The sequence below is a fragment of the Breznakia blatticola genome, from assembly GCF_004365815.1.
In the GTDB taxonomy this organism is placed as follows: Bacteria; Bacillota_I; Bacilli_A; order Erysipelotrichales; family Erysipelotrichaceae; genus Breznakia; species Breznakia blatticola.
Map to the genome: position 1 here is coordinate 1 of NZ_SODD01000008.1, position 26,093 is coordinate 26,093.

29 protein-coding genes and 1 other RNA gene are annotated in these 26,093 nt (G+C 34.6%); 28 read left to right on the plus strand and 2 right to left on the minus strand.

Annotation, left to right across the window (positions count from 1 at the left end; translation table 11 throughout):
- Positions 1 to 485 precede the first annotated feature (485 nt).
- Positions 486 to 3,362 (minus strand): transglycosylase domain-containing protein, encoded by a 2,877-nt coding sequence (locus EDD63_RS03595; protein WP_166667532.1) that lies wholly within the window; start codon positions 3,360 to 3,362, stop codon positions 486 to 488.
- Positions 3,352 to 3,933, minus strand: coding sequence for a Holliday junction resolvase RecU (recU, locus tag EDD63_RS03600; protein ID WP_134168570.1), 582 nt, complete (start codon positions 3,931 to 3,933; stop codon positions 3,352 to 3,354). The genes EDD63_RS03595 and recU overlap by 11 nt, the downstream gene beginning before the upstream one ends.
- 111 nt (positions 3,934 to 4,044) lie before the next feature.
- On the opposite strand from recU, the gene EDD63_RS03605 reads away from it, so the two are divergent.
- The 28 genes from EDD63_RS03605 (at position 4,045) to EDD63_RS03730 (ending at position 26,060) form a co-directional block, all read left to right on the plus strand.
- Entirely contained in the window at positions 4,045 to 4,356 is a 312-nt protein-coding gene (locus tag EDD63_RS03605; protein WP_243833730.1) for a DivIVA domain-containing protein, read from the plus strand.
- Positions 4,355 to 4,687: RNase P RNA component class B (rnpB, locus tag EDD63_RS03610), an RNA gene on the plus strand. Before EDD63_RS03605 ends, rnpB begins: the two co-directional genes overlap by 2 nt.
- Before the next feature lie 95 nt (positions 4,688 to 4,782).
- Entirely contained in the window at positions 4,783 to 5,745 is a 963-nt protein-coding gene (locus EDD63_RS03615) for a helix-turn-helix domain-containing protein (protein WP_166667533.1), read from the plus strand.
- Positions 5,746 to 5,747: 2 nt separating this feature from the next.
- Positions 5,748 to 6,326, plus strand: a complete 579-nt coding sequence (gene pgsA / locus EDD63_RS03620) for a CDP-diacylglycerol--glycerol-3-phosphate 3-phosphatidyltransferase (protein ID WP_134168576.1) — start codon at positions 5,748 to 5,750, stop codon at positions 6,324 to 6,326.
- On the plus strand, positions 6,326 to 6,784 hold the full coding sequence (locus EDD63_RS03625) for a CinA family protein (RefSeq protein ID WP_134168578.1): 459 nt from the start codon (positions 6,326 to 6,328) through the stop codon (positions 6,782 to 6,784). The genes pgsA and EDD63_RS03625 overlap by 1 nt, the downstream gene beginning before the upstream one ends.
- Before the next feature lie 37 nt (positions 6,785 to 6,821).
- Positions 6,822 to 7,856 carry a recombinase RecA gene (gene recA / locus EDD63_RS03630; protein WP_134168580.1) on the plus strand — a complete coding sequence of 345 codons (1,035 nt, stop codon included), beginning with the start codon at positions 6,822 to 6,824 and terminating at the stop codon, positions 7,854 to 7,856.
- Positions 7,857 to 8,033: 177 nt separating this feature from the next.
- Positions 8,034 to 8,597 (plus strand): GNAT family N-acetyltransferase, encoded by a 564-nt coding sequence (locus tag EDD63_RS03635; protein WP_134168582.1) that lies wholly within the window; start codon positions 8,034 to 8,036, stop codon positions 8,595 to 8,597.
- A gap of 11 nt (positions 8,598 to 8,608) precedes the next feature.
- The gene (locus tag EDD63_RS03640; RefSeq protein ID WP_134168584.1) at positions 8,609 to 8,959 is read left to right on the plus strand and encodes a DUF2200 domain-containing protein; all 351 of its coding nucleotides are present in this window, start codon (positions 8,609 to 8,611) and stop codon (positions 8,957 to 8,959) included.
- Positions 8,956 to 9,126, plus strand: a complete 171-nt coding sequence (locus tag EDD63_RS03645) for a DUF2200 family protein (protein WP_134168586.1) — start codon at positions 8,956 to 8,958, stop codon at positions 9,124 to 9,126. Before EDD63_RS03640 ends, EDD63_RS03645 begins: the two co-directional genes overlap by 4 nt.
- 163 nt (positions 9,127 to 9,289) lie before the next feature.
- Positions 9,290 to 10,840, plus strand: a complete 1,551-nt coding sequence (gene rny / locus EDD63_RS03650; RefSeq protein ID WP_134168588.1) for a ribonuclease Y — start codon at positions 9,290 to 9,292, stop codon at positions 10,838 to 10,840.
- The gene (locus tag EDD63_RS03655; RefSeq protein ID WP_134168590.1) at positions 10,840 to 11,634 is read left to right on the plus strand and encodes a TIGR00282 family metallophosphoesterase; all 795 of its coding nucleotides are present in this window, start codon (positions 10,840 to 10,842) and stop codon (positions 11,632 to 11,634) included. Before rny ends, EDD63_RS03655 begins: the two co-directional genes overlap by 1 nt.
- 65 nt (positions 11,635 to 11,699) lie before the next feature.
- On the plus strand, positions 11,700 to 11,873 hold the full coding sequence (locus EDD63_RS03660; RefSeq protein WP_134168592.1) for a 4Fe-4S binding protein: 174 nt from the start codon (positions 11,700 to 11,702) through the stop codon (positions 11,871 to 11,873).
- Between the two features lie 117 nt (positions 11,874 to 11,990).
- Positions 11,991 to 13,427 (plus strand): tRNA (N6-isopentenyl adenosine(37)-C2)-methylthiotransferase MiaB, encoded by a 1,437-nt coding sequence (gene miaB, locus EDD63_RS03665; RefSeq protein ID WP_134168593.1) that lies wholly within the window; start codon positions 11,991 to 11,993, stop codon positions 13,425 to 13,427.
- A 61-nt stretch (positions 13,428 to 13,488) separates the two neighbouring features.
- Entirely contained in the window at positions 13,489 to 14,304 is an 816-nt protein-coding gene (gene proC / locus EDD63_RS03670; RefSeq protein WP_134168595.1) for a pyrroline-5-carboxylate reductase, read from the plus strand.
- A gap of 2 nt (positions 14,305 to 14,306) precedes the next feature.
- Positions 14,307 to 15,203 carry a YitT family protein gene (locus EDD63_RS03675; RefSeq protein WP_134168597.1) on the plus strand — a complete coding sequence of 299 codons (897 nt, stop codon included), beginning with the start codon at positions 14,307 to 14,309 and terminating at the stop codon, positions 15,201 to 15,203.
- Positions 15,204 to 15,214: 11 nt separating this feature from the next.
- A complete protein-coding gene (locus tag EDD63_RS03680) occupies positions 15,215 to 16,921 on the plus strand; it encodes a DUF885 family protein (RefSeq protein WP_134168599.1) in 1,707 nt (568 codons plus the stop codon).
- Positions 16,922 to 17,109: 188 nt separating this feature from the next.
- Positions 17,110 to 17,412 (plus strand): PTS sugar transporter subunit IIB, encoded by a 303-nt coding sequence (locus EDD63_RS03685; RefSeq protein WP_134168601.1) that lies wholly within the window; start codon positions 17,110 to 17,112, stop codon positions 17,410 to 17,412.
- 81 nt (positions 17,413 to 17,493) lie between these two features.
- The gene (locus EDD63_RS03690; protein ID WP_134168603.1) at positions 17,494 to 18,906 is read left to right on the plus strand and encodes a PTS sugar transporter subunit IIC; all 1,413 of its coding nucleotides are present in this window, start codon (positions 17,494 to 17,496) and stop codon (positions 18,904 to 18,906) included.
- Positions 18,907 to 18,967: 61 nt separating this feature from the next.
- Positions 18,968 to 19,279, plus strand: coding sequence for a PTS sugar transporter subunit IIA (locus EDD63_RS03695; RefSeq protein ID WP_134168605.1), 312 nt, complete (start codon positions 18,968 to 18,970; stop codon positions 19,277 to 19,279).
- A gap of 13 nt (positions 19,280 to 19,292) precedes the next feature.
- Positions 19,293 to 19,508 (plus strand): hypothetical protein, encoded by a 216-nt coding sequence (locus EDD63_RS03700; protein ID WP_134168607.1) that lies wholly within the window; start codon positions 19,293 to 19,295, stop codon positions 19,506 to 19,508.
- Positions 19,509 to 19,537: 29 nt separating this feature from the next.
- Positions 19,538 to 19,696 (plus strand): hypothetical protein, encoded by a 159-nt coding sequence (locus tag EDD63_RS11530; RefSeq protein ID WP_166667534.1) that lies wholly within the window; start codon positions 19,538 to 19,540, stop codon positions 19,694 to 19,696.
- Entirely contained in the window at positions 19,696 to 20,142 is a 447-nt protein-coding gene (locus EDD63_RS03705) for a DUF3284 domain-containing protein (RefSeq protein ID WP_134168609.1), read from the plus strand. Before EDD63_RS11530 ends, EDD63_RS03705 begins: the two co-directional genes overlap by 1 nt.
- A 42-nt stretch (positions 20,143 to 20,184) precedes the next feature.
- Positions 20,185 to 21,273 (plus strand): DUF871 domain-containing protein, encoded by a 1,089-nt coding sequence (locus EDD63_RS03710; protein WP_134168611.1) that lies wholly within the window; start codon positions 20,185 to 20,187, stop codon positions 21,271 to 21,273.
- A gap of 27 nt (positions 21,274 to 21,300) precedes the next feature.
- Positions 21,301 to 21,969 (plus strand): GntR family transcriptional regulator, encoded by a 669-nt coding sequence (locus EDD63_RS03715; protein WP_134168613.1) that lies wholly within the window; start codon positions 21,301 to 21,303, stop codon positions 21,967 to 21,969.
- Between the two features lie 88 nt (positions 21,970 to 22,057).
- Entirely contained in the window at positions 22,058 to 22,231 is a 174-nt protein-coding gene (locus EDD63_RS11535) for a hypothetical protein (RefSeq protein ID WP_166667535.1), read from the plus strand.
- Positions 22,221 to 24,377, plus strand: coding sequence for a peptidase domain-containing ABC transporter (locus tag EDD63_RS03720; protein ID WP_134168615.1), 2,157 nt, complete (start codon positions 22,221 to 22,223; stop codon positions 24,375 to 24,377). Before EDD63_RS11535 ends, EDD63_RS03720 begins: the two co-directional genes overlap by 11 nt.
- An 11-nt stretch (positions 24,378 to 24,388) precedes the next feature.
- Complete coding sequence (locus EDD63_RS03725) at positions 24,389 to 24,871, plus strand: hypothetical protein (RefSeq protein ID WP_134168617.1); 483 nt, start codon at positions 24,389 to 24,391, stop codon at positions 24,869 to 24,871.
- Positions 24,849 to 26,060: an HlyD family secretion protein gene (locus EDD63_RS03730; protein ID WP_134168619.1), complete on the plus strand. Its 1,212-nt coding sequence runs from the start codon at positions 24,849 to 24,851 to the stop codon at positions 26,058 to 26,060. The genes EDD63_RS03725 and EDD63_RS03730 overlap by 23 nt, the downstream gene beginning before the upstream one ends.
- Positions 26,061 to 26,093 lie beyond the last annotated feature (33 nt).

Sequence of the window (26,093 nt, forward strand, 5' to 3'; positions counted from 1 at the left end):
TACCATCACAAGAAATGCTTTAAAGACACATAAATTATTCAGTACTTATCAGTGATTTATCGAGACTTGGTATGCACTGGTTGAATTAAGCCAAATAATTATTAATCCTAAAAATGTTTCCTTATTCAAGTTAGCTTATTCAAATAAATCGTAAAAAAGGGCTGTAACGAAATAGATTGATTTATAATCTATTGAAGTTTATCAGACTCTTTTTTTCGTTTTAGTGTAAATATACGAAAATACCATTCCTGATAAACAACACAGAAACTTTGTTTACAATATGCCTGTATTTGTTTTGCACTGAATGATAATTGAATTACACTTTATCATCTTATAGTGTCGATTGAGTAATTACACTCTTGATATAGATATTTGTGCATATTTATAAGAGATTTTTCTACAATGAATATGAAATTCTATAGCATAATTAAAAATGAATATAAGAAAAGATGATCTATCAAAGGATAAATCATCTTCATATGTGATTAGTCTGCTTTTTTAGTACCTACAGCAATAATATAAGATTTAGATGCATCTAAGATGTCACCAACTTTTATTGTTGTAGCTTTACCCATCGTACCCATTTTTGCTGTTGGGTCTTCTACGATGACATAGTTTTTCACATCTGGGAAGTTTGCACTCATATATGTATCAACTCTAGCTTTTACTTCAGTAGCTGTAAGTCCTTCTTGGAATAGATTTAGAAATTCAGTTCCTACTGGAGTTGCTTTTTTATCAACAGTTACTGAAGCACATACTTCTTTTGATTTTGTGTCAGTTTTTGAATATTGATAGAATCCGCAAACTTCAACAGTATCACCATTTTTAGCATTTGATGGTAACTTTTCGTATACACCTTTATCAGATGTACCAGTAAATGTTTCGATGGCTGTACCATTTAGTTTTACTGTAAATTTATACTGTACGACTCCAAAGATAAATGACTTATCAAACCACAGTTTACCAGTTTTTGTTATACCTTTTGCAGTCATAGATTTTGTATGACTCTTTTCTTCTAGTGCACTTGCATCAGGATATGCACTCATTGCATATTCTACTTTACCATCTTTGTATGTAACGGTAATTGATGAAGGATCACTTAGTGGGTCTGCTGCAATTGCTTTTAGATTACCAGCATATTTCTTTAAGATATACGCTTTTGTATCATTGTTTGCTGTTGTTGCATATGGCCAAGTACCTTTTGTATAACTAATACTTGATACATCAGCAGGTTGTGCAAACATTTCTTTTGATGCGTCTTCACCATTATTCGTAATATGGTCTAGCATGGTTCTAGCAATACGACCTTCTAAATTCCAATTGTAAAGTTTATATTCATCTAGATAGTTGTCTTCTCCAGGCACACCTTTATCATATCCAGCCCAAACGGAAACTGTATATTTGTCAGTATATCCAACAATCCATTTGTCCTTTCCTGCACCTTTTGGATATTTAAGTGTTGGGTCATCATCCTCATAAGATGAAGTTCCTGTTTTGGCATAAATGCGATATCCTGAGTTAGTGAATGAATTAATATTTCCCCAACCTTCATCTACAGCACCTGCTAACATATATGACATTAGCCATGCTGCTCCTTCAGAATATACATCAGTTTTTTCAGTTTTTGCTTTATATGTTTTTATTGTTGTATCTTGGAATTTTACTTCTTTTACCGAGTATGGAGTTACACGTTGTCCTTTATTGGCGAATGTAGTGTATGCTTCAGCTAATTGTAGTGTTGTCATACGTAAATCTCCACCACCAATAGAATATCCCATTACGAAGTTTTCAACGACATCTTCTGGAATACCAAGTTTTCTCATGTAATCTTGTACACCGTCAATACCAATTGTATTTACAAGTTCCTGTAAGGTTTTGAATGCAGGGACGTTAAGCGAGTGGTTAATTGCTTCACGTAAGTCTAAGTCACCTCTAAATTGATCATCTGCATTCCATAGAATATCAGTGTCAGTATAGGCTGTTGGACCATCTTCAATAACATGTTCTGTTGAATATCCTAAGTTATCAAATGCTGCAGCATATTCAATAATTGGTTTTGCAGTTGATCCAGGTTGTTGGTCTAAATCCCATGCACGGTTTTTTGTGATATCCCCGCGTCCACCACCGAAAGCGAGTATTTCACCGGTTTGATTGTTCATTAATGTGAATCCCGTTTGATAACGTTCATCGTATTGTTCATTGATATTAAATGGAGTACCTGTATAATCGACCGCTTCACTATTACAGATGCTATCTGCAAGTTGCTGTGACTCGATATCCATTGTTGTATAAATATCCATTGGTGTTGTATATGGATCATATCCAGTTTTCTCAAGTACTTCATTTGCAGCGTACGTAATAAAACTTTGGTATTCATCTACCTGAAATTGTGCAGCACCACTTAATTGAAATGATAAATCTTCAGATACAGCAACTTTGTACTCTTGTTCACTGATATATCCGTGATTCAACATTTGATATAGCGTGTCATTACGACGTTCAATTGCTGCATCGTAATGGTTAACAGTAACTACAGCAGTTTGTTGGCCTGCTTCATTGAGAATCGGCTCACCATTTTCATCAACCTGTGCATATGATGTTACACCATTATACGGGTTGTTTGTGGCAGGGGCGTTAATTACACCAGCTAAGAAAGCGGCTTCTCCTAAATTGATATCACTAACCGATTTACCAAAATAGTATTCTGCACCTTTTTCAATCCCTCGAGCAGGACCTCCAAAGTTAATCTTATTTAAATAGTTTTCTAAGATATCGTTTTTGCTTTCTTCTGCTTCAAGCTCCATCGAATTAAAAATCTCTTGAATTTTCCATTCGATTTTCGTTAATGTATTCGCTTCATTTTTTTCTTCTTCTGTTAATTGAAGCATGTTTGCATTATCAACAAGTTGCATAGTTAATGTAGAACCACCTTGGCGGATTCCACCAGCTCCAACGTTGATGACACCTGATTTAATAAAGCGGGGTAAGTCAAATCCGTTATGTTCAAAATAACGAGAATCTTCTACCGCTAAGAATGCATCAATTACATTATTTGGAATTTCCTCTAATTTTACGTTTTCACGAATTCCATCTCCCATGGAAAGGGTTGTTATTAAACTTCCATCAATCGCAAACATGCGGGTTGAAGCATTCGCTGTTAATTCACTGCGGTCATTTTGCTTCTTTGATAAGATGTCTTGCAACATCACAAAACCTGTTACACTTACAAGCATCATCCCAGCTAGGATAATGATACAGATCGTATTAACGACACGACGTCCAGTTAATTTTGATTTTGTTTTTGTTTTTTGACCATTACTTGGTTTTGACCTTTTTGGCGTATTTATTTTTTTATTTGCCATAAGAATCCTCCTTAAAGTATACTGCGTCCACCACATCTAAATATTTCAAACGTGGTGTATATGATTCATCAATTAAATATCCATGGGTTTGCACCTTTTTATAGGATATGGATTTATGTTGCTTTTCTTCATTGATGATATATTCTGCATCAAGTAGATATGTCTCATTATACGCAATAAATCGTATAACTAGAAATGCAATTCCACCATGTTGCTTTACCGCACGTAAATGTGCGATCTGGTGTTCATGAATATTGCGGAAGGCAAAAGAAGTTTTACTTGTAGTTTCTTTTGCTTCAAAGTCAATATACGTTGATCGATAAATCCCATTGTAATCAGTTGTACTTGGTGTTTTATAATAGGCTTCCACGATTTTTGCAGCGGTTCGTTTTGGATAGTCTACACGTACGATTTGTACAGGTGTCGGTTTCTTATAAATTAGAGCACGACCTGTTTCTTTATAGAACGTATTCGAATCATTTAAATCTTTTTCCAAATTCATTCCTCTTTGATTACTTGTTGAGGAAATACTTTGAACTGCTGGTTTTTTCTTTGTTGGATAGTTTATCATAATTTCACCTATTCTATATTATACACGAAAAATGCAAGGACAGTTATTAAAAAATGAGTGCACACACTTGCTTTTTAATGTATAATTTGCGAAACTGAAGTAGGTGATATTATGGAAAGATACAATTTGACGATTAAAGACATACTAGACAAGCAATTTCATGTGGATATGAAAGGGTATGCAACTGGTGAAGTAGATAGTTTTTTAGATAAAATTATTGAAGATTACGAAGCATATGGTGCCTTTATTGAAGAACTTGGGCAACATTTACATCGTTATGAAGATGAAAATAAAAAACTACAAGCGAAAATCAAAGAGCTTGAAGCACAATTAAATTATGAATGTGATAAACAAAACCAAGTAGATTATGTGGATTTGTTGAAGCGAATTTCAAATTTAGAAGCAGAAGTATTTAAAAGATAACGCAGGGTAATCGCTGCTTGCAAAAGTAGAGGAAAGTCCATGCTCGCACAATCTGTGATGATTGTAGTGTTTGTGCTAGATAAAAAAATAAATCTAGGTAGCGAAAGCTAACGGCTGACAAAATCCTAAGGGCAACTATGGATGGCGTCTTTAAAAGTGCCACAGTGACGATGCTTTATGGAAACGTAAAGACTGGAACGGGTAAACCCCACAAGCGAGAAACCCAAATATTGGTAGGGGAACTCTAGCGAACGAACCGAAGTTCAATAGGGACACGTAAGTGTAGATAAATGGTTACCACTCTTCGGAGTACAGAACATGGCTTATATGCGTTATTTACAAGGGAAACTCCGGTTTCCTTTTTGTTTTACTTATCCAACTTAAGTTGCTATAATAGTGTAGAGTATGCATATTTCGAGGTGTGATATGAAAGAAATTGGACAACAATTAAAGGATATAAGATTAAAGAAAAAATATACATATGCGGATATTGAAAAGATGACAAAAATGCGCCCTGATCAAATTGAGGCGATTGAGAATGGAGATTTCGATTTTTTCGAAAATGATATTAGTTATCTTAGATTTTATGTGCGTAAGTATGCGGAAGTATTAGGTGTGAATTTCGATGATATTCGTGATGCTTATGATACAAGCGTTGAAGAATACACACAAACATTATCAATGAAAGCCATCCAAGAGCGTGAAGAATTGGATCAAAACATTAAACAAAGACGTGAAGTACCAAAGGCTCATACCTATACAGAGCCACCAGTTAGCGCAAATAAAGATTTAAAATCAATTCGACAAAACGTGAAACAATCATCTCGTTTCCGTAAAAGCAAAGTAGATATTTCACTGATTTCATTATTAGTGATTGTCGTTGTGATTGTTGGAGTGATTATTTTTGCGGTGTTTAACAATGTATTTGCACCAGATGATTCAAGTGCAAATAATGACAAGCAAAGTGAAGTAACACCGACACCAACACCAGAAAAAGATAATGGTGATACAGATGAAACAAAAAAAGAACAAGAACAAGAAAAAAACAGTGTTGTATTTACGCAAGTAAATCCTTCAACATATGATATTACGGGTGTAAAACTTAACGATCCTTTGGAATTAGATATTCGTTTAGAAAATGGAACAGAATCTTGGATTCGTGTATATCTTAATGGACAAGAAGTGATTATTGGTGATGTTTATAACAGCACAAGTAAAATTGTTTATACAGGAACTGCAGGTGCAAATGACATCTATACGATTAATTTTGGAAACTATGCAGATCAAAAAGTAAGTATATATATCAATGGGACAAAAATGACAATTGATCCTAGCGTTGCCGCAAATGGAAACGTATTAGATATAACACTTAATGTGAAAGGTCAGTAACTATGAATTTACCTAATAAATTATCATTGTTTCGGGTGGTATTAGTTCCAATTATTGTTTGTGTTTATGTAATTGACATGAACTTAGGAAACATACATATCATGGATACATTACTTCCAGTGAAAAATGTAATTGCATTGCTTATCTTTGCAGTTGCATCATTTACTGATTTTCTAGATGGCTATATTGCAAGAAAATATCAGTTAATAACAAGCTTTGGAAAATTTATCGATCCGATTGCAGATAAATTATTAGTGAATACACTATTTATTCTGCTTGCAGTTAGTGGACAAGTAAGTGTTGTGCCTGTTGTAATTATGATTTGGCGTGATACCTTAGTTGATGGAATGCGTATGATGGCAGCACAAAAAGGTATCGTCGTAGCTGCAGGTATTTGGGGGAAATTAAAAACGGTATTACAAATGTTTGCCATTATCTTTGTCCTACTTGCAAATGTTCCATTTGTTGCTGTAGGAATTCCAGTAGATCAAATACTTGTTTACGCAGCAACCCTTGTTTCTGTAATTAGTGGAATCAAGTATTTCATGGAAATGAAAGAATTTATCTTGGAGAGTAAATAATGAAGGAACTTGTTGCTAGACTACAACAACATCAACTTACTATCGCCACCGTCGAGTCACTCACTGGTGGCTTGTTATGTGCTAAGATAAGTGAAGTGCCAGGAGCAAGTAAAGTTCTTAAAGGTGGTTTTGTCACCTATATGAGTGAAGTAAAAGAGCATGTCTTGGGTATCGATCCTAATTTGATTGAAACTTATGGAGTAGTAAGTAAAGAGTGTGCAAAGGCTATGGCAATACAAGGTGCAAAACAGATCGAAGCAAACATTGTACTGTCATGCACTGGAAATGCTGGACCAGATGTACTAGAAGGAAAAGCTGTAGGTTTAGTAGATATGGCAATTTATTACGATAAAGATGTATATGTATTTGAAGAAATATTTCCAGGAAACCGTAATGAAGTAAGAGAACAAGTATGTGCATATTTAGCGCATAAAGTTTTAGATATTCTAGGAAAATAAGAAAACCAGACAAATATATAAGAAACAGGAGGAAATCATGGCAACAAAAAAAGTAGATGATAAAAAAGCAGAAGACAAAAAAGATGCCTTACTAAGTGATGCAATAAGTGCGATTGAAAAACAATTTGGTAAAGGTTCAATTATGAAACTTGGAGATCGTGCAAATGTTTCAGTAGATGCAATCAGTTCGGGAAGTATTAAACTTGATGAAGCATTAGGTATTGGTGGATATCCAAAAGGAAGAATCATTGAAATCTATGGTCCAGAATCAAGTGGGAAGACAACTTTAGCGCTACATGCAATTGCTGAGGTACAAAAAAAAGGTGGACGTGCTGCATTTATTGATGTTGAAAATGCCATTGATCCTTTATATGCAAAAAATCTAGGTGTAAATATTGATGAACTTGTTTTATCACAACCAGATTCAGGAGAACAGGCATTAGAAATTTGTGAGATGTTAATTCGTTCTGGTGCAATTGATCTAGTGGTAGTCGATTCAGTTGCTGCTCTTGTTCCTCAAGCTGAACTTGATGGGGAAATGGGAGATTTGCAAGTCGGTTTACAAGCGCGTTTAATGTCAAAAGCAATGCGTAAATTAGCTGGTGTCATGAACAAAAGTGAATGTACAGCATTATTTATTAACCAACTTCGTGAAAAAGTAGGAATCATGTTTGGAAACCCAGAAACAACACCTGGTGGACGTGCGTTAAAATTCTACTCTTCTGTACGTATTGATATTCGCCGTAGTGAAGCGATTAAAATTGGAACGGAAGTAGTTGGAAATAAAGTAAACATTAAAGTTGTAAAAAACAAAGTTGCACCTCCATTTAAAGTTGCACAAGTGGAAATTATGTATGGAGAAGGAATCTCATTTGTTGGAGAAGTTCTTGATTTAGCTGTAGATCATGACATTGTGCAAAAAAGTGGTGCATGGTTCTCTTATAAAGGGGATAAAATAGCACAAGGTAAAGAAAGTGCGAAAGCATATTTAAAAGAAAACAAGGATGTGATGGAAGAAATCTCACAACTTGTTCGTGAAGCAATTCGTCCAAAAGAAGAAGCTGCTGCGTAATTGAATATAAAAAAGATGAAGTTTCGTTAATTGAAACTTCATCTTTTTTTACTCTATAAAGAAACTATGGTAAAGTGAAATTACATTAAGGAGGACACAATCATGAAAAAACGAATACATATCACAAAAAATAACGGAGGAAAAGATACACAATAGCCTCCACGAAGGGAGGCAAATTTGAAAATTAAAACAGATAAAATTGTATTACGAACAATTGAAGCAAGTGATATTGATGCATTATATAAAATTGCATATCAAGGAGATTTGGAGTGGATGAAATGGAATGGTCCATATTTCAAAGATCCAATGTATACCTATGAAGAATTTAGTCAGAAGATTGCACCAAGTACATATGTCAATTGCAAGGATTGTATGTTGGTGGAATATGAAGATAGAATCATCGGTCTAGTTACCTATTATTTTGATGATGGTAAACTTGCTAAATGGCCAGAAGTAGGGATTTTACTTTATAGTAAAAAGGATTGGAACAAAGGGTTAGGTACGCACATTCTAAAGTTATGGATTCAATATGTGTTTACTAGTTTACCTGATATTGAACATGTTGGTTTTACTACATGGTCAAAAAATGTAGGAATGGCACGTGTAGGAGAGAAAGCAGGTATGCAACTGGAAGGAAGGATTCGTAAGGTACGCTACTGGGAAGATATGTACTGGGATTCTTTAAAATTTGGAATTTTAAGAGATGAATATGAAATAATTGAGCATCAAGTAGAAATGTAAAGGAGCAATTTATGGCAAATCAAAAAGTATTTCAAATGGATTTTGGCAAGATTTATGAAATGTATATCCAAAAAGTAGAACGTAAAGGCAGGACAAAAAAAGAATTGGACACGATTACGATGTGGCTTACAGGATATAATGAAGCAAATCTAAAAAAACAATTAGATAGTCATGTGACAGTAGAAGAGTTTTATACATTTGCACCACAGATTCATCCAAATGCAGTGAAGATAACAGGTAGTATTTGTGGGGTGCGCATTGCAGATATTCAAGACCCTCTCATGTTGAATATTCGCTATTTAGATAAACTTGTTGATGAGCTGGCTAAAGGTAAAGATATTGAGAAAATTCTAAGAAAATGAGAGAAAGTCATATTGATATGGACCACTTTATTCAAAATGCACCAGCAATTCATCCAAATGCGAGTATGATTCAAGGTGTCATTGGAAATCAAAAAGTTGAAGATATGGAAGAATCTATACTAAAAACAGTTAAGCAACTGGAAATCATGTTGAATGAATTGAATTGAACCGCTTTCACTTATCTTACGATCATAAGGAAAAAGGAGAAGAACAGAAATTGTTTTTCTCTTTTTTGAATCGTTAAATCATTGCCGAAATCTTGAATTAGATGTATTATTATATATGGGTATCATTACTCAGATTATTACAACAAGAAAAGAGGAGAAACATATGGATGTAACTACAATCCTCTTGTCTGGTGTTATCGGTTTAATTATTGGAATTGCTATTATGGCAATCGCTGGTAAAATGGGGCTTACAAAAAGTGAGCAACAAGCCAAATTGACAATACAAGAAGCTGAGTCAAAAGCGGAATCAACAATCAAACAAGCTGTGCTTGAGGGGAAAACGCAGGCTCATGAATTGAAACTTAATGCAGAAAAAGAAATTAAAGCTCAAGAATCTAAATTATTAGAAAAAGAAAACAGTTTAATTCGTAAAGAAGACAGTCTCAATTTTAGGGATGAGGCTTTAGTGAGCAAAGAAGTACAATTAGAAAAGAAAAATACGCAATTAAGTGAGAGAATGTCAGCATTAGACAAGAAAGAAGCAGAATTAGAAAAACAAATCGACTCACAAGTCGAAGAGTTAGAGAGAATTGCAGCAATGACAAGTCAACAAGCAAAAGATGAGTTATTCTCAATTATTGAAAAACGTATGGATAATGAAGTATTATCTTACATTAAAGAACGTGAGGATGAAGCAAAGAGTACAGCTGATGAAAAAGCTCGTAATATAATCGCATTGTCGGTACAACGTTTATCGCAAGAAGAAGCAGCTGACCGTATGGTAAGCGTAGTAAACCTACCTTCTGAGGAAATGAAGGGACGTATTATCGGGCGTGAAGGACGTAATATTAAAGCAATTGAACAAGCTACAGGAGTAGATTTAAATATTGATGATACACCTGAAGTAATTACACTTTCTTGTTTTGATCCAATTCGTCGTGAAGTTGCTAGACAAGCACTTGAAAGTTTAATTAAAGATGGACGTATTCAACCAGGACGTATTGAAGAAGTCGTACGCAAAGTACGTAAAGACATGGATCAAAGTATTCTTAAAGCAGGAGAAGATGCAATTTTCCGTTTAGGAATTGGAAAAATGGACAAAGATATGATTCGTCTTATCGGAAAACTGAAATATCGTTATTCATACGGACAAAATGCATTACAACATTCAATGGAAGTTGCTGAACTTACAGGAATGATGGCTGCTGAACTTGGATTAAATCAAGTTCTTGCAAAACGTGCAGGTTTGTTACATGATTTAGGAAAAGCAATCGACTATGAAGTAGATGGTTCACATGTAGAACTTGGATATAAGTTTGCTAAAAAACATGGAGAAGATGAAGTTGTATTAAATGCAATTCAATCACACCATGGAGATGCAGAGCCAAAATACTTAATTAGTAACCTTGTATATGCTGCAGATACATTAAGTGCAGCACGTCCAGGGGCACGTAAAGAACAAATGCAAAACTACATCAAACGCTTGGAAGACTTAGAACGTATTTCAAAATCATTTGATGGTGTAGAAAGTACGTATGCAATTCAAGCAGGACGTGAAATTCGTGTATTTGTGGCTCCAGATCAAATTGATGATTTGAAAGCTGTAAAATTAGCACGTGAATTAAAAGATAAGATTGAAGCTGAACTTACATATCCAGGACAAATTAAAGTTACTGTTATCCGCGAAACAAGAGCTAACGAAATCGCAAAATAATGAGAATTTTATTTGTTGGTGATATTGTAGGATCGGTCGGTCGAAACATGGTAATCAACAATGTAGCTCGTCTTAAGGACGAGCTACAATTAGATTTAGTGGTTGCCAATGGAGAAAATAGTGCACATGGTAAGGGGATTACCCGTAAGATTTACCACGCTTTGCTTAATGCAGGTGTGGATGTAATCACTATGGGAAATCACACTTACTCTAAAGATCCAATCTTTCAATTTATTGATGAGGCAGAACAATTAGTTGTGCCAATGAACTTAAATCCAGATGATCGCGGACAACACTACAAAGTCGTTGAAGTCAATGGATATAAAGTTTGTATCTGTAATGTAATGGGTGAAGTGTTTATGATTGAAGTGAATTCTTCGCCATTTGATTGTATGAAAGAAATTCTTCGTAATGTAGAAGCGGATTTCTATTTTTGCGACTTTCATGCAGAAGCAACAAGTGAAAAGCTTGCCTTTGCTTATTATTTCAAAGATGAAATACATGCTGTCATAGGTACGCATACACACGTACAAACCGCAGATAACCGTATTATTGGTAAATGTGCATACATTAGCGATGCTGGGATGTGTGGAGCATACGAAAGCATTATTGGGCGTGATGTAACAGAAGTATTAACACGCTTTACAACAGATGAAAAAACACGCTTTACTGTGGCGGAAGGTGAAGGAATGTTAAATGCAGTTGTTATCGAATTTGATGAAGCACAAAAGTGTGCAACTTCAATTAAACGATTGCAGATTCTTCCTGAAAAAGGAGAAATATATTCTGAATAACAGTTATAATTGACTAACTTCATAGTTAGGTGATAACATGGGAATGTCATAAAGGAGGACTTTACATGCCAGTAAAAATTAATTTAGATACTTGTATTGGATGTGGTGCTTGTGTTGGATCTTGTCCAGTTGAATCACTTTCAATGAATGACGATGGAAAAGCAGTATGTGACGAAGCAACTTGCATCGACTGTGGTGCTTGCATTGGTACATGCCCTACTGAAGCCATTACTCAATAATTAATAAAGTCAAAAATAGTGGATTCCTATGGAGTCTGCTTTTTTTGTGTTTCCTAGTTGGTATTTTCACAAGGCAAGTGTTGGCAAATGACTTAGATGTGTTATAATGCTAACGATATGAAAAAGAACGACTATAAATTACCAAACTTGAAAGATGCGCAAAAGCGCACCAAACAACAAGTAAAAATTGAAAAAGAATTATTTGAAGTACCAGTAGAAGTGAAAAACCTTGGTGTGGATCGCAAATTTTACTTGCGTACTTATGGATGTCAAGCTAATGAACGTGATGGAGAAACCATTGCGGGAATTCTTGAACAACTACACTTTACACAAGTGGATACGCCAGAAGAAGCAGATTTTATCTTATTGAATACATGTGCAGTTCGAAAAAATGCAGAAGATAAAGTATTAGGAGAACTAGGATCTTTAAAACGTTTGAAGCAAACTAACCCAGATTTAATTATGGGGATGTGTGGATGCATGGCGCAAGGAGAAGAAATTGTGGATATTATCTTAAAGAAATATCCCCATGTGGATTTGGTGTTTGGAACACATAACATACACCGTTTACCAAAATTGTTATATCAAGCCATGATGAATAAAGAACGTACAATCGAAGTATTCTCACAAGAAGGTGAAGTGATTGAAAACTTACCTGTGAAACGCTTTGGAACACACAAGGCATGGGTGAATATTATGTATGGATGTGACAAATTCTGTACGTATTGTATTGTGCCTTACACACGCGGTAAAGAAAGAAGCCGTACGATGGAAGATGTACTTGCTGAAATTCAAACATTGATTGATGAGGGCTTTAAAGAAGTAACACTACTAGGTCAAAATGTAAATTCTTATGGAAAAGATTTGGGTATTGATGGCGGATTTGCACGTTTATTAGAAGAAGTTGCAAAAACGGGTATCCAACGCATACGATTTACGACAAGTCATCCTTGGGACTTTAGTGATGCAATGATTGATGTCATTGCGGCATATGATAACATTATGCCATTTATTCATTTGCCAGTACAATCTGGTGATAGTGATATGCTAAAAATCATGGGACGTCGATATACGATTGAAGAGTATCGTACATTGTTTGATAAATTAGCAAGCAAGATAAAAAATGTTGCTTTCTCAACGGACATTATCGTAGGTTTTCCAAATGAAACAGAAGAGCAGTTCCAACGCACGTTGGATATTGTAGAATACTGTCAATTTGATAACGCCTTTACGTTTATCTATTCACCTCGTGAAGGTACACCAGCTGCTAAGATGCAAGATAATGTACCAATGGAAGTCAAACAAGACCGTTTGAATCGATTGATGGAAAGAACGAACCACTATGCGCGTTTGAAAAATGAAGCATGGAAAGGTAAAACTTGTAAAGTGCTTGTTGATGGTCCAAGTAAAAAGAATAAAGATGTATATTCAGGATACACGGAACAACAAAAACTAGTGAATTTTACAACAGATCAAAAGATCAAAGCAGGAGATATTGTAGATGTAGAAATTACAGATGCAAAAACCTGGTCATTAAATGGAAAGCAAGTCTAAAATGGACTTGTTTTCTTTTGCCTTTGTGGACAATGAATTAGAAAAAGGATAGAATATATACATGAGTAAGATGGATTATAAAGTTGGCTTTATCGGCTGCGGAAATATGGGTTCTGCAATTTTAAAAGGAATGCTTCAAGCAAGCCTTTTTGATGCAAACAATATTTATGTATATGCAGCAGATGAAACACAACACGAGAAGTTAAAAAATGAATTTGGAATACGTATTGCAAAAGACAATAAGGAAATTATGGAGCTTTGTGATTTTGTAATACTGGCAGTAAAACCGATTCATTTTCCAAGTGTTATTGAAGAAATTAAAGATGTGTATACATCAGATAAAGTCATTGTCAGTATTGCAGCTGGTATGATGATTGATAAGATTCGTAAGTTATTTGAACAAGATGTAAAGGTTGTACGAATTATGCCAAATACACCTGCATTAGTAAATGAAGGCGCAAGTGGAATTTGTGCAAGTGATAACATCAGTGTTCAAGAAAACCAAGTCGTAACATCAATTTTTTCAGCATTGGGTGTAACTGTCCAAATACCCGAAGAAAAGATGCACGGTGTAGTTGCTGTAAGTGGTTCAAGTCCTGCCTATGTATTTATGTTTATTGATGCATTGATTCAAGGTGGAATGAAACAAGGACTATGTTATGAAGATGCGCGATTACTTGCAAGTCAAAGCGTACTTGGAGCAGCAAAGTTGGTTCAAGAAAGTGAAGACTCTTTGGATCAATTGGTTAAAAATGTATGTAGTCCAGGAGGGACAACGATAGAAGCAGTTCATGTCCTGGAAGATAAACAGCTAAAAGACATCGTAATGGAAGCGATGGAGGCATGTGCAAATAAGTCTAGAAAGATGAGTGAGTAAGTATGTTACAAACACAGAACTTAAAACATAACGGTGATGAGCGGACCAAAAAGTTCGTTAAGAATATTGCATTTATCATTGCAGGATGTTTTATCTCTTCTTGTGGGATTTCATTTTTCTTAACTCCAGTGCATATATATTCCAGTGGGATTTTAGGAGTTGCGCAAATTGTGCGTACCCTTTTGGCAGATGTTGGTATTGTATTTCCCTTTGAAATTAGTGGGATTATCAACTTCTGTTTCAATATTCCATTATTTATTTTAGCGTATACAAAAATCTCAAAACGATTCTTCTCGTTGACTTTGCTTTGTATTGCTATGCAGACAACTTTTTTATCTATTATTCCCGTACCCTCTGCACCTGTCGTTCATGATGCACTGGCATCTTGTTTAGCCGGTGGGTTTATTGCTGGGTGTGGAACTGGAATAATGCTTCGAGCTCATGGTTCAAGCGGTGGACTTGATATTGTTGGGGTCTATCTATCCCAACGAAATCCAAACTTTAGTGTGGGGAAGTTATCATTGATGGTAAATACTTGTTTATTTATCGTTTGTGCGATCTTGTTTAATATCGATACAGCGATTTACTCAATGATTTACTTGGTGGTATCAACCTTTGTGATTGACAAGGTTCACTATCAAAACATCAATATGACAGCGATGATCTTTACAAGAAATAAAGATATTGTTGATTTTATTACGCATGAATTACATCGTGGTGTAACCTACTGGCAAGGGGTTGGTGGTTACACAGAAAAAGAAACCTATGTACTTATGACAGCAGTGAGTAAAGATGAAGTGCATTTCTTAAAACATCAAATTAAGAAAATTGATCGTCATGCCTTTATCATATTCTCTGAAGGATTAAGTGTCAGTGGAAATTTCTTGAAACATCTATAAGAGGGAAACTAATGAAAAAATTATTAAACGTATTACTTGTCTTCGTTATGGCATTTACACTTGTTGCATGTTCTTCTGATGAAGAAGTAAGTACAACTGGACTGTCAAATGATAACGAAAACAAAGAATTTACAAAATATGTAGATTCAATGATTGATGAAGTCTTTGATGAAACAGACTATAGCTTGAATTACTTTTTAGCAGATAAAGAAAAATTTGGATATAGTGATGATGTTCTATATGAACAAAGCATTCCTACATTTGAAGACTTTAAAGTATCACAAGAACAAGGTGATGCAGTATATGAAAAAATCAAGAGTTTCAAGCGAGATGACTTGAGTGAGCAACAACAATTGACATATGATGTACTCTTAGATGCATATGAACCAGTAAAAGATATTCCATTAGAAGATTTATACTACCTTACTACTAATGATTTGGACTATAACCATGGAGCACCAGGTAATATTCCGTTTAACTTTTATTTCTATACATTCCGTAATGAACAAGATGTGAAATCCTATTTAAATCTATTAGAAACAACGGAATCATATTTTGGAGAACTTATCGCATTCGAACAAGTTCGACAAGATAAAGGTTTTGGAATGCAACCAATGCATATTGCCAAAACAAAAGAAGTTGTTGAAACATATGTAAGTGGAGATCATTCATTCCTTATTGATTCATTTAAAACAAGAATCGATGAAGTTGATGGTATATCCAAAAAAGATAAGGCAGCATACATTAAGAAAAATGAAGAGTTAGTAAATGGAACTTTACAAACAGCTTATACAAATTTAGCAACTGGACTTGATAACTTACAAGTCAAAGCACTCGATCAAGGTATGGCTCAATATGCAAACGGAAAAGAACTGTTTGCGAAACAAATTAAAGATACAACAGGTATGGATATTGAAGAATATCGTACATATGTGAATGATATGGCTACACACTACTTAAATGAAGCACAAGAAAACTATTCGAACATTAGTTTCGCTAGTAGTGTTTACACGAAATTGAAAGATCCGAATGAAGTATTAGAAGACTTAAGCAAAAAAACAAAAGATGATTTTCCTGCAGTAAGAGATTTAGAGTATGAAATGGAAATCGTACCAGAATCAATGCGTAAAATTTTAGGAAATACTGCAGCTGCATACTTTGTTAGTCCAATTGATGAAGTACATACAAAAGAAAGAATGATCTTAAATGGAGACTTTACCGGAGAAGATTTTTCAACGATTGCCCATGAAGGATACCCAGGTCATATGTACCAAAAACAATACTACAAAGAACAAGAACAACCATTGATTCGTTCGCTTTTAGATTACAGTGGATATACTGAAGGTTGGGCAAATTATGTGCAATTCTTTACAACGAAATATGCACTTAAACCAGAAGCCGCAAAAGCAAATGATTTAGCAGAAAGATGGCAATATTGTTTAATCTTACAAGCGGATTTAGAAATCAATTATGATGGAAAAACAAAGGAAGAAATGATGGAGTCACTTAAGATCTTTGGAGATATTGATGAAATATATTCAACCCTTGCAGTTTCACCTGGAATTTTCGCAGAATATTATGTAGGTGGTCAAAAATTCATCGATTTATATGAAAAATATGATGATGTTGATCCTAAAAAATTCCATGAAGCGATCCTAAAAGTAGGACCAGCACCGTTCTCAGTTGTTGAAGAATATGTAGAGAAAGCCCTTAAATAGGGCTTTTTTTAATGCTCAAAAGATAAAAATTATAAAATATACATTTCTCAAGCGTATGGTGCGACAAGGAGTGAAACTATCGTTTACAATAAATGTGTAAAAAAAATGCTTATCCTACTTGAAATATGGGAATTGTGTGGTATAGTAAGAGTGTAAAGAGTGGTATATACCAAGAAAGGGGAACGAAAATGACAAATATTTTGCTAGTCTGTACAGCAGGAATGTCAACAAGTGCTCTTGTAAAGAAAATGCAAGAAGCAGCAACTGAAATGGGTGTGGAAACAAACATCTGGGCAGTTGGAGATGCTGACAGTGAAGATGCAATTAAGCAAGCTGATGTAATTTGCTTAGGACCTCAAGTTCGTTATTTAGAAGCAAAAATGAAAGAACGCGTAAATAACGAAAAACCAGTAATGGTTATCGACATGGCAGCTTATGGAACAATGAATGGTAAAAAAGTTCTTGAAAGCGCTTTAGCTTTAGTTAAGTAGTTTTATTAGGGTGAGTAAATCGGTAGGAAAAGTGAAGATCGATTTATTACATAGTATTGATTCATTTAAAAGGAGAGGAACATGAAAGGTTTTACAAACTGGATGGAGCAACATTTTGTTCCAGTCGCAGCGAAAATTGGTTCGCAAAAACACTTAGTTGCAATTCGTGATGCGTTTATCGCAATTATGCCAATCACAATGGCAGGAGCATTTGCAACATTACTAAACGTATTCTTTAGAGATTTACCAAACGAATGGTGGGGAGCAGGAAACAGTTTCGTTTCAAACTCATTCGTATCTGGAATTATTGGAGTTAACGGTAACGTTTGGTGGGGTACATTAGCAATCTTATCAATGGTATTCGTATTTGCTCTTGGTTACCAACTTGCAAAAGTTTACAAAGTTCCAGCATTAGCTGGTGGGGTAGTTGCTTTTGCAGCATTCATTACAGTTACACCACAATCTGCATTTGCAGCAATTGACTTAGGGGAAACAGTTTTAGGTGCTGATGCACTAGAAATTTTCAAAACAGCTGGATTAACACTTGGTACAGCAGATGCTGGAGGAACTGTTATTTCTGGAATTGGAGCTTGGGGAAATCTTAACTGGTCGTACCTAAACGCTGGTGGATTATTTACAGCATTAATCGTTGGGTTAGTAACTGGAGTTATTTACTGTAAATTAATGTTAGCTAAAATTACAATTAAATTACCAGATTCAGTACCACCTGCAGTATCGAAAGCATTCGCATCAATTATTCCTGGAGTAATCGCAATTTACATTGCTGGTATCGCTGCTTACTTAGTAAACTTATGGACTGGTTCTTCAATTGGAGATCTTATCTTCGAAAACGTACAAGCACCATTCTTAGCGTTATCTCAAGGATTTGGAGCAGTAATCATCGTAGTTATCGCAGTACAATTATTCTGGTTCTTTGGAATCCACGGAACAAACGTACTTGCACCAGTATTAGATGGTGTATACTTAACAGCTACTACTGAAAACAACGTTGCACACACTGCTGGAAAAGCAATGGAATACATGTGGACTCGTGGATCATTTGATGCATACGTTTGGATGGGTGGAGCTGGATGTTCAATTGCCTTAATTATCGCAATCTTCATCTTCTCAAAACGTCAAGAATCAAAAACAATTGCAGCACTATCTGCACCAATGGGATTTTTCAACATTAACGAACCAATCGTATTTGGTATGCCAATCGTGCTTAACCCAATTTACTTCATCCCTTGGATGTTAGTACCAATTGTACTTACAATCATTGCATATGCAGCTACAGCAGCTCAAATTGTTCCACCTGTATATGTACCAGTACCTTGGATTATGCCTCCAGTAGTTTATGCAATTCTTGCAACTGGTGGTAATATATTAGCGGGTGTATTAGCACTTGTTAACCTTGTAATAGGAGTTGTTATTTGGGGAATCTTCGTTCTTATCGGTAACAAAGTTGATTTAGCTGATACAGAAGCTGAATAGGACTTAACATTTTAAGGAGGATATTCAATCCTCCTTTTGCACTAATTATAGGAGGTTAGTTATGGAAGGATTAGAATTAGTATGTTTTCAAATCATTTCAAATGTTGGGGGAGCTAGAAGTTGCTTTATTGAAGCAATCCAACATGCGAAAGCTGGGGAATATGAAAAAGCACAAGAATCGATCACTGAAGGAGAGAAATTCTTCACAGAAGGACATCACGCACACGCAAAATTGATTCAACAAGAAGCTAATGGAGAATTGGAAAAAGTAACATTATTGTTACTTCATGCAGAGGATCAATTAATGAGTGCTGAAGCATTCAAGATTTTAGCAAACGAGTTTATTGACGTATACAAAAGATTAGATAAGTAGTAAGGAGTAAAAGATGATTAAAATTTCGTGTCCGATGAAACAAGACTTTATTATTGAAATTGTTGAAGGAATTGATAAATACAAATATACTTTTGAAAAAAAAGAAGGTATTAACTTATTTTTTGCAGTAGATGCACAAGATATGGAAGATGCAATCGCTACAGCGAAAGCAGCAATTAAAGCAACAGAGATTGGTTCCGTTTTATACTTTTCAGTTTCGGTTGCATAGTATATAATAATAGAAGTTAGGTGGTAAACATGAAGAAAGAAAATGCATTAGTACTTTTAGGATTAGGTTGTTTGTTAATTTGCTTTTATCCGCTGATGGGAAATAGTATACCAATGTTAGTTAGTGGTGTTGTCATCGCAGGGTATGGTGCCTTTCAATTGTTTAAAAACAGAAAGAAGGATAAATAATGGAAGCAACTAGATTGATGCGCGGTAAAAAGGAAACGTGTTATAAACTTTTTATGGAGTCGATATTAGCAGATATCAATGCAAACAGCGAAGATGGTAAGCAATATACAGAAAGTGATTTACATTCTGGATTTACTTATTACAAGCAATTAAAAACAAAGATGGGACAAGAAGGACGTGTTAAGGTAGAATTGACTGAACTTGTACCAAATGAAGTATATGTTGCAAAATTCTTTAGTGCGCAAGGTGTTAATACGGTATCGTATCATCTTGAAGATGAAGATGAAGATCTTTTTGCTCTTACTTATGAAGAAGATTTTATTTCTGATAAAACAAGCAAAAACTTGAATTTTAGTTTAATGAATAAATTATTCTCTCGTTCAAGTAAAAAAAAGATGGATCTTATGTTTAACCAACTTCAAACATTACTAGATAGTAAAGAATAGTGGTTAACACTATTCTTTTTTTAAAAGAAAGGGAAGAAAAAGATGGCTCGATTAGGAATATCTGTATATCCAGAACATGCACCTTTAGAAAAAAATAAAGCGTATATTAAAGATGCTGCTGAATGTGGATTTACAAGAATCTTCACTTGTCTATTAAGTGTTGAAGGAAGAACAAAACAAGAAATATTAGAAGAATTTAGAGAAATGATCGATTATGCACATACATTCAACATGGAAGTAATTTTAGATGTTGCACCATTTGTGTTTGAAAAGTTAGGTGCAAGTTATGATGATCTATCATTTTTTAAAGAAATGCATGCTGATGGAATTCGTTTAGATGAAGGATTTGGTGGGCAAAAAGAAAGCCTTATGACGTACAATAAAGAAGGCTTAAAAATCGAAATTAATGCAAGTTTTGGAAATGGATATATTGATAATATTATTTCTCATTATCCAGACAAAGATAAAATGATTACTTGTCACAATTTTTATCCACAAAGATACACAGGTTTAAGTGAAAAACATTTCAATTTATGCAATAATATGATTAAGAAACACGGCTTAAAAATTGCAGCCTTCGTTTCTAGTCAAGCAAAGGGAACGTTTGGGCCTTGGCCAGTGAACGAAGGATTGTGTACACTTGAATCACATCGTGATTTACCAATTGATGTGCAAATGCGTCACTTGGTAGCGACAGGTATGATTGATGATGTAATTATCGGAAACCAATTTGCTACACGTGAAGAATTAGAAACTTGTGCGAAAATTCAACCAGGTTTATTGACGTTTAAAATTGATTACGAAAAAGAATTGCATCCAACAGAACGCAAAGTAATTTTTGAACATGAACATTATGTTCGTGGAGATATGAGTGAGTACATGGCACGTTCGACGTTTCCACGTGTAACGTATGCAAGTGAAAGTGTACCACCAGAAAACACAAGGGACTTACGTCGTGGGGATGTAATCGTTGTTAATGATAACTACTCACGTTACAAAGGTGAGTTACACATCGTATTAAAAGATATGCCAAATGATGGGCGCAAGAATGTTATCGGACGAATTCCTGATAATGAAATGATGTTACTTGATTACATCGAACCTTGGAGACCATTCGGTTTTATGGAATAGCATTTTTGCTTGAAGGGGGGAGAACGCATGGATGTTCCTGTTTATAAGAAAATCCAACAGGAAATGCTGGAAATGATAAAAGATTTACCACCCAATTCACCAATTCCAAGTGAGCGTGATCTCACGAAACGTTTTGATGCAAGTCGAATGACGGTGCGCAAAGCAGTTTCGGCATTGGTTGATGAGGGGTATCTATATCGTGACAGTAATCGGGGAACGTTTGTTGCTGATAGCACCCTTCATAAAAAGAATACATTGATTAACACAGAAGATATAGATAGTCTTACATATAAGATGATTTATTTCGATGTGAAAGCGAGTTCAGGTGATGATGTACAAGCAGCTTTACGAATAAGTGATGATGAACCAGTGGTTCGAATGATTCGCTTAGTAAGTAAAAATGAAGTGCCACAATGTATTGAAGAAATATATATTCGTCGCTTAAATTTAAGTGATGAAGAATTAAGAAATCTTCCAAATTGGAAAGATTTCAATCGCTTGTATAGTGAAGGAAGTTTAACTTCACGTTTTAAGCCGGTGATGGTACCACCACAATATGCACATATGTTAGCGGTTCGCGTAAACGAACCAATCATCCTTGTCGAAAACATTGTGAATCGTATTAGTGGGGAACCAGTCATCTTTATGAAGGTGTACAACAACCCAGCAGAAAAAGTCATTGAAATCGTAACATAGTCTAAAGACCGCTCTATAATGGCGGTTTTTTTGTATATATTAGGAATTTTGAGTGATTTTGTGAATAGAGTATTGAAAGGAGTTTTCTATGAAATATTTACATATCATATATCAAGTAAGTAGTTGGCTAGCCATTGGATTGGGATTACTTGTAACATTTAAAATTCTTCCACTTGATTTTACAAGTGTGATTTTCTTTTTCACATTTATTATGTTTGTTTCTTTGATATTGATGCGAAAACAAGATCATCATGATTCGTAAAAAGAAGTATGCATGTGTATTGCAGCGCGATGACTATGATTGTGGTGTTGCAGCATTAGCAAGTGTATTGCAACATTATGGATATACCTATAGTTATGAAGCATTACGTGAACAGTTAGGCGTTCAACTTCAAGGAACAAGAGTTCATGATTTGGTAGATGTTTTGCACTCTTATGGATTTTTAGCACAAGCAGTTCGTACGAGTGTATCAGATTTACATAATGATATGATCTATCCTATTATTTTACAGGTTAGTAATTCACAAGGGCAGTGGCATTATATCTTACTTTATAAAATCACAAGAAAAGAAGAATACATTATTGCAGATCCAATTGCTGGTGTAAAAAAGATATCCAAGGAAGAATTGGAAACTATCTTTGGTGGGATTGTCATTGTATTAGTAAAAGAACATGATGTAAAACTAGCAAGTGTGAAAAGTCAGTCAATGTTTGGTTTGTTTGCGAATTTGATGTTGCCATATAAGAAACTAATTTTACAAGTTATCTTTATGTCCATCTTTTTGACTGTGTTTGGCATTGTATCATCTCTTTGCTCAAAGATTGTGATGGATGAATTAATTCCCTACAACAAAGGACAATTGCTAGTTGTGTATTTGGTATTCTTCTCGTTTGTCTTGTTGCTACAAAATACATTATCAGCAGCAAGAGAACATGTCTTACTTTTCTTTTCAAGAAAGATTGATATTCCTTTATTACTTGGTTATTTCAAGCACGTTCTGTATCTATCATTTAGTTATTTTAAAAATCGCAAAGTGGGGGATATCCTAACGCGATTTCAAGATGCAATTACGATAAAGGAAGTGTTTTCAAATGTAGCGATTTCCTTATTGATGGATTGTGTCTTGGCGATTTGTTCTTCAGTGATTTTATTTACGATGAATCGCACGTTATTTTCTATTTTGTTTGTGATTGTATTATTGAATATTGTCTTAATCTATGTCTTTAAGAAACCATATAAGGCGATTAATATGAAGCAAATGGAAGCTAATTCGCAAATGAATGCAACATTAATTGAAACCTTGCAAAATATGGATACAGTGAAAGCGCAAAACAATGAAAAGCAACGTTTACTTGCAATAGAAAAAGCTTTTATTAAAACACTGACCATTAACTATAAAGAAGGAAAATTATCTATTCTACAATCTTTTTTATCCAATAGTATAAATGGACTAGCAAACTATATTTTTCTAGGTGTAGGTGCATACTACATCATGCAACAGAAAATGAGTATTGGTGATTTGTTGGTGTTTCAAACACTATCACAATATTTTATGGAACCGATACAAAGTTTAGTTTCCTTGCAGCTACGGTTTCAAGAAGTTGGAATTTCCATTGATCGGCTTCGAGAGTTAATGGAACTTGATAGTGAGGAAATGCAAGATGTAGCAATTACACAGTTTACATTAGATGCACCAATTGTATTTCATGATGTAAGTTTTGCATATGGAAAACAAGATTACCTATTTAAACAATTACGCTTTACGATTCAGCCTGGTCAAGTTATTGGGCTTGTTGGTGAAAGTGGTGGTGGGAAGACTTCACTTGTTCGTTTATTACTTCGCTATTATGAAGTAGAACATGGATCAATTACTATTGGTGATTATGATATTAAAGATTTGTGTATGCATGAATTGCGAAAGAAAATTGCATATGTACCACAAGAAGTACAGTTATTCTCTGGGACATTATTAGATAATTTGAAACTTGCTAAACCAGATGCATCATATGAAGAGATTGTTCGAGTATGTAAACAAGTAGGAATACACGAATGGATTGATGGATTGGAAAAGCGGTATTTAAGTATGATACAAGAAGGTTCAAGTAATATTTCCGGAGGACAAAAACAACGAATTGGAATTGCTCGAGCCTTGCTTAAACAACCAGATATTTTTATCTTTGATGAAGTAACGAGTAATTTGGATAGTAAAAGTGAAGCGATGATTACAGATATTATATTTAATCAACTTGAAGGTTACACAAGAATACTCATTGCACATCGTCTATCTACAATTCGGTCGTGTGATGTAATTCATGTACTCAACCAGGGAAAAATATTGGAAAGTGGAAGTCATGAGGAATTATATACACGAAAAGGCTTATATTATCGTATGTTAGAAAAAACATAAGAAAGGAATTTATGAAACATATAAAAATTAGTGAACATGCATCATTACAATTACAACAATTAATTACTGAACCGATTCATCAAATACAAGTGTATGAATTTGAACGATATCTGCAACAATTCATCAATCGTATCCAACTTCAACAAGTCGATGTTCATGGTCCATTAATTCATAAATTGTGTGGAAGTACATTTACAGATGAAGGTGATTTATTGTTGGATTATACGTTGATGATGCAAACAAACACTATACATGAATCATTTTCAACCATTCAGCAAATCACGCTTGAAGATTGCTTGTGTGTAGAATTTTGCGACCATCCAAGATTTTTTGATTTATCACATCAAAAGTTAAGTGTGTATTTGTATGAACATGAATATGCTAGCACTGGAGAACTATATACATTGTTTTATGAGAATAGTGAAGAACGAATTCATGCAGTGATGTATGTTCCTTTAGAAGGAATAACACATGAAACTATACAACGTACATGATTTGAAGTTTACACGCTTTTTCTTTGATCGCAAACCGCCAAAGTATATATGGATTACTTTGCTTGTGACTGTATTGTTTACGAGTCTTATTGCTTGGGGTTCATGTTTTCTTTTGAAACCCTATGTTGTCTATGGACAAGGCAATATCGTCGCAAAAGATAGTCATTATGTAACTAGTAATGTACAAGGTGCTGTTATCTCAATAGAAACAAGTGAAGGTGAATATGTAGAAAATGGCGATATCTTATTTGTTGTTAGTGATGGGAAAAATGGTAGTGAAGTAGAAGCTTTACTCGAGCAATACAATCAAGCAAAAGAAAAACTATCCATTATGGATTTATATGAAAGTTCATTGCGTGAGAAGGTAAATCATTTACAAAATCATGGATTGCAACAAGAATACTATGGAAAAGTCGAATACTATTTACTACAAGTAAAAGAAGAACAAATCTCACGAAAACGAGTAGAAGAAAGTTTATATCAAAAAAATCAAAAGCTTTCCCAAGAGCAAAAAACTCTTGCAAGCATCAGTGATCCTATGGAAAAGGAGGGAAAGCAAAGTAGTGTAGAAGCTTTGCAAGACGAAGTAAAACAGCTGCAGCAAGAACTACAAAACATTCCACAAAGTGATAAACTATTTTATCAATTCATCAGTGAGTTAGGTACACAAAGAACTCAAGTAGAAACCCAAAAACAAGAGTTAGAGGGAAATCATTTACTAGCATCAACAAATGAATCAACCTATGTGATTCGTGCAACTAGTGAAGGATATGTACACTATTTAAATCCTATGTACGAAGGAGTAAGCATTCAAGCAAATGGAGTAGTAGCAAGTATTAGTAAAGATGAACCAAATCGTTGGGTAGTGGAAACGTATGTCGATGCAAATGATATAGCAAAGATTAAACTTGGTGATCCAGTGTTCATACAACTACATGGTTTGAATGAACACCTTTATCCAAATATACCAGGAATGGTAGTGAGTATTGATCAAGGCACGTTGCAACAAGAGACAAGTAATGGACAAGTTCTTGTATATCGGATGATTGTTATGATGGACTATGCAAAGGTCAAAGACACAAAGAGTTTTAAACAATTAAAAAAATCGATGCCAGTAACCTGTAAAATTGTTTATGAAGAAGAAAGCTATTTAGACTATGTATTATCCTTACTCAACTTTACATCATAGAATTGAAAGAATCTTAGGATTCTTTTTTTTCGA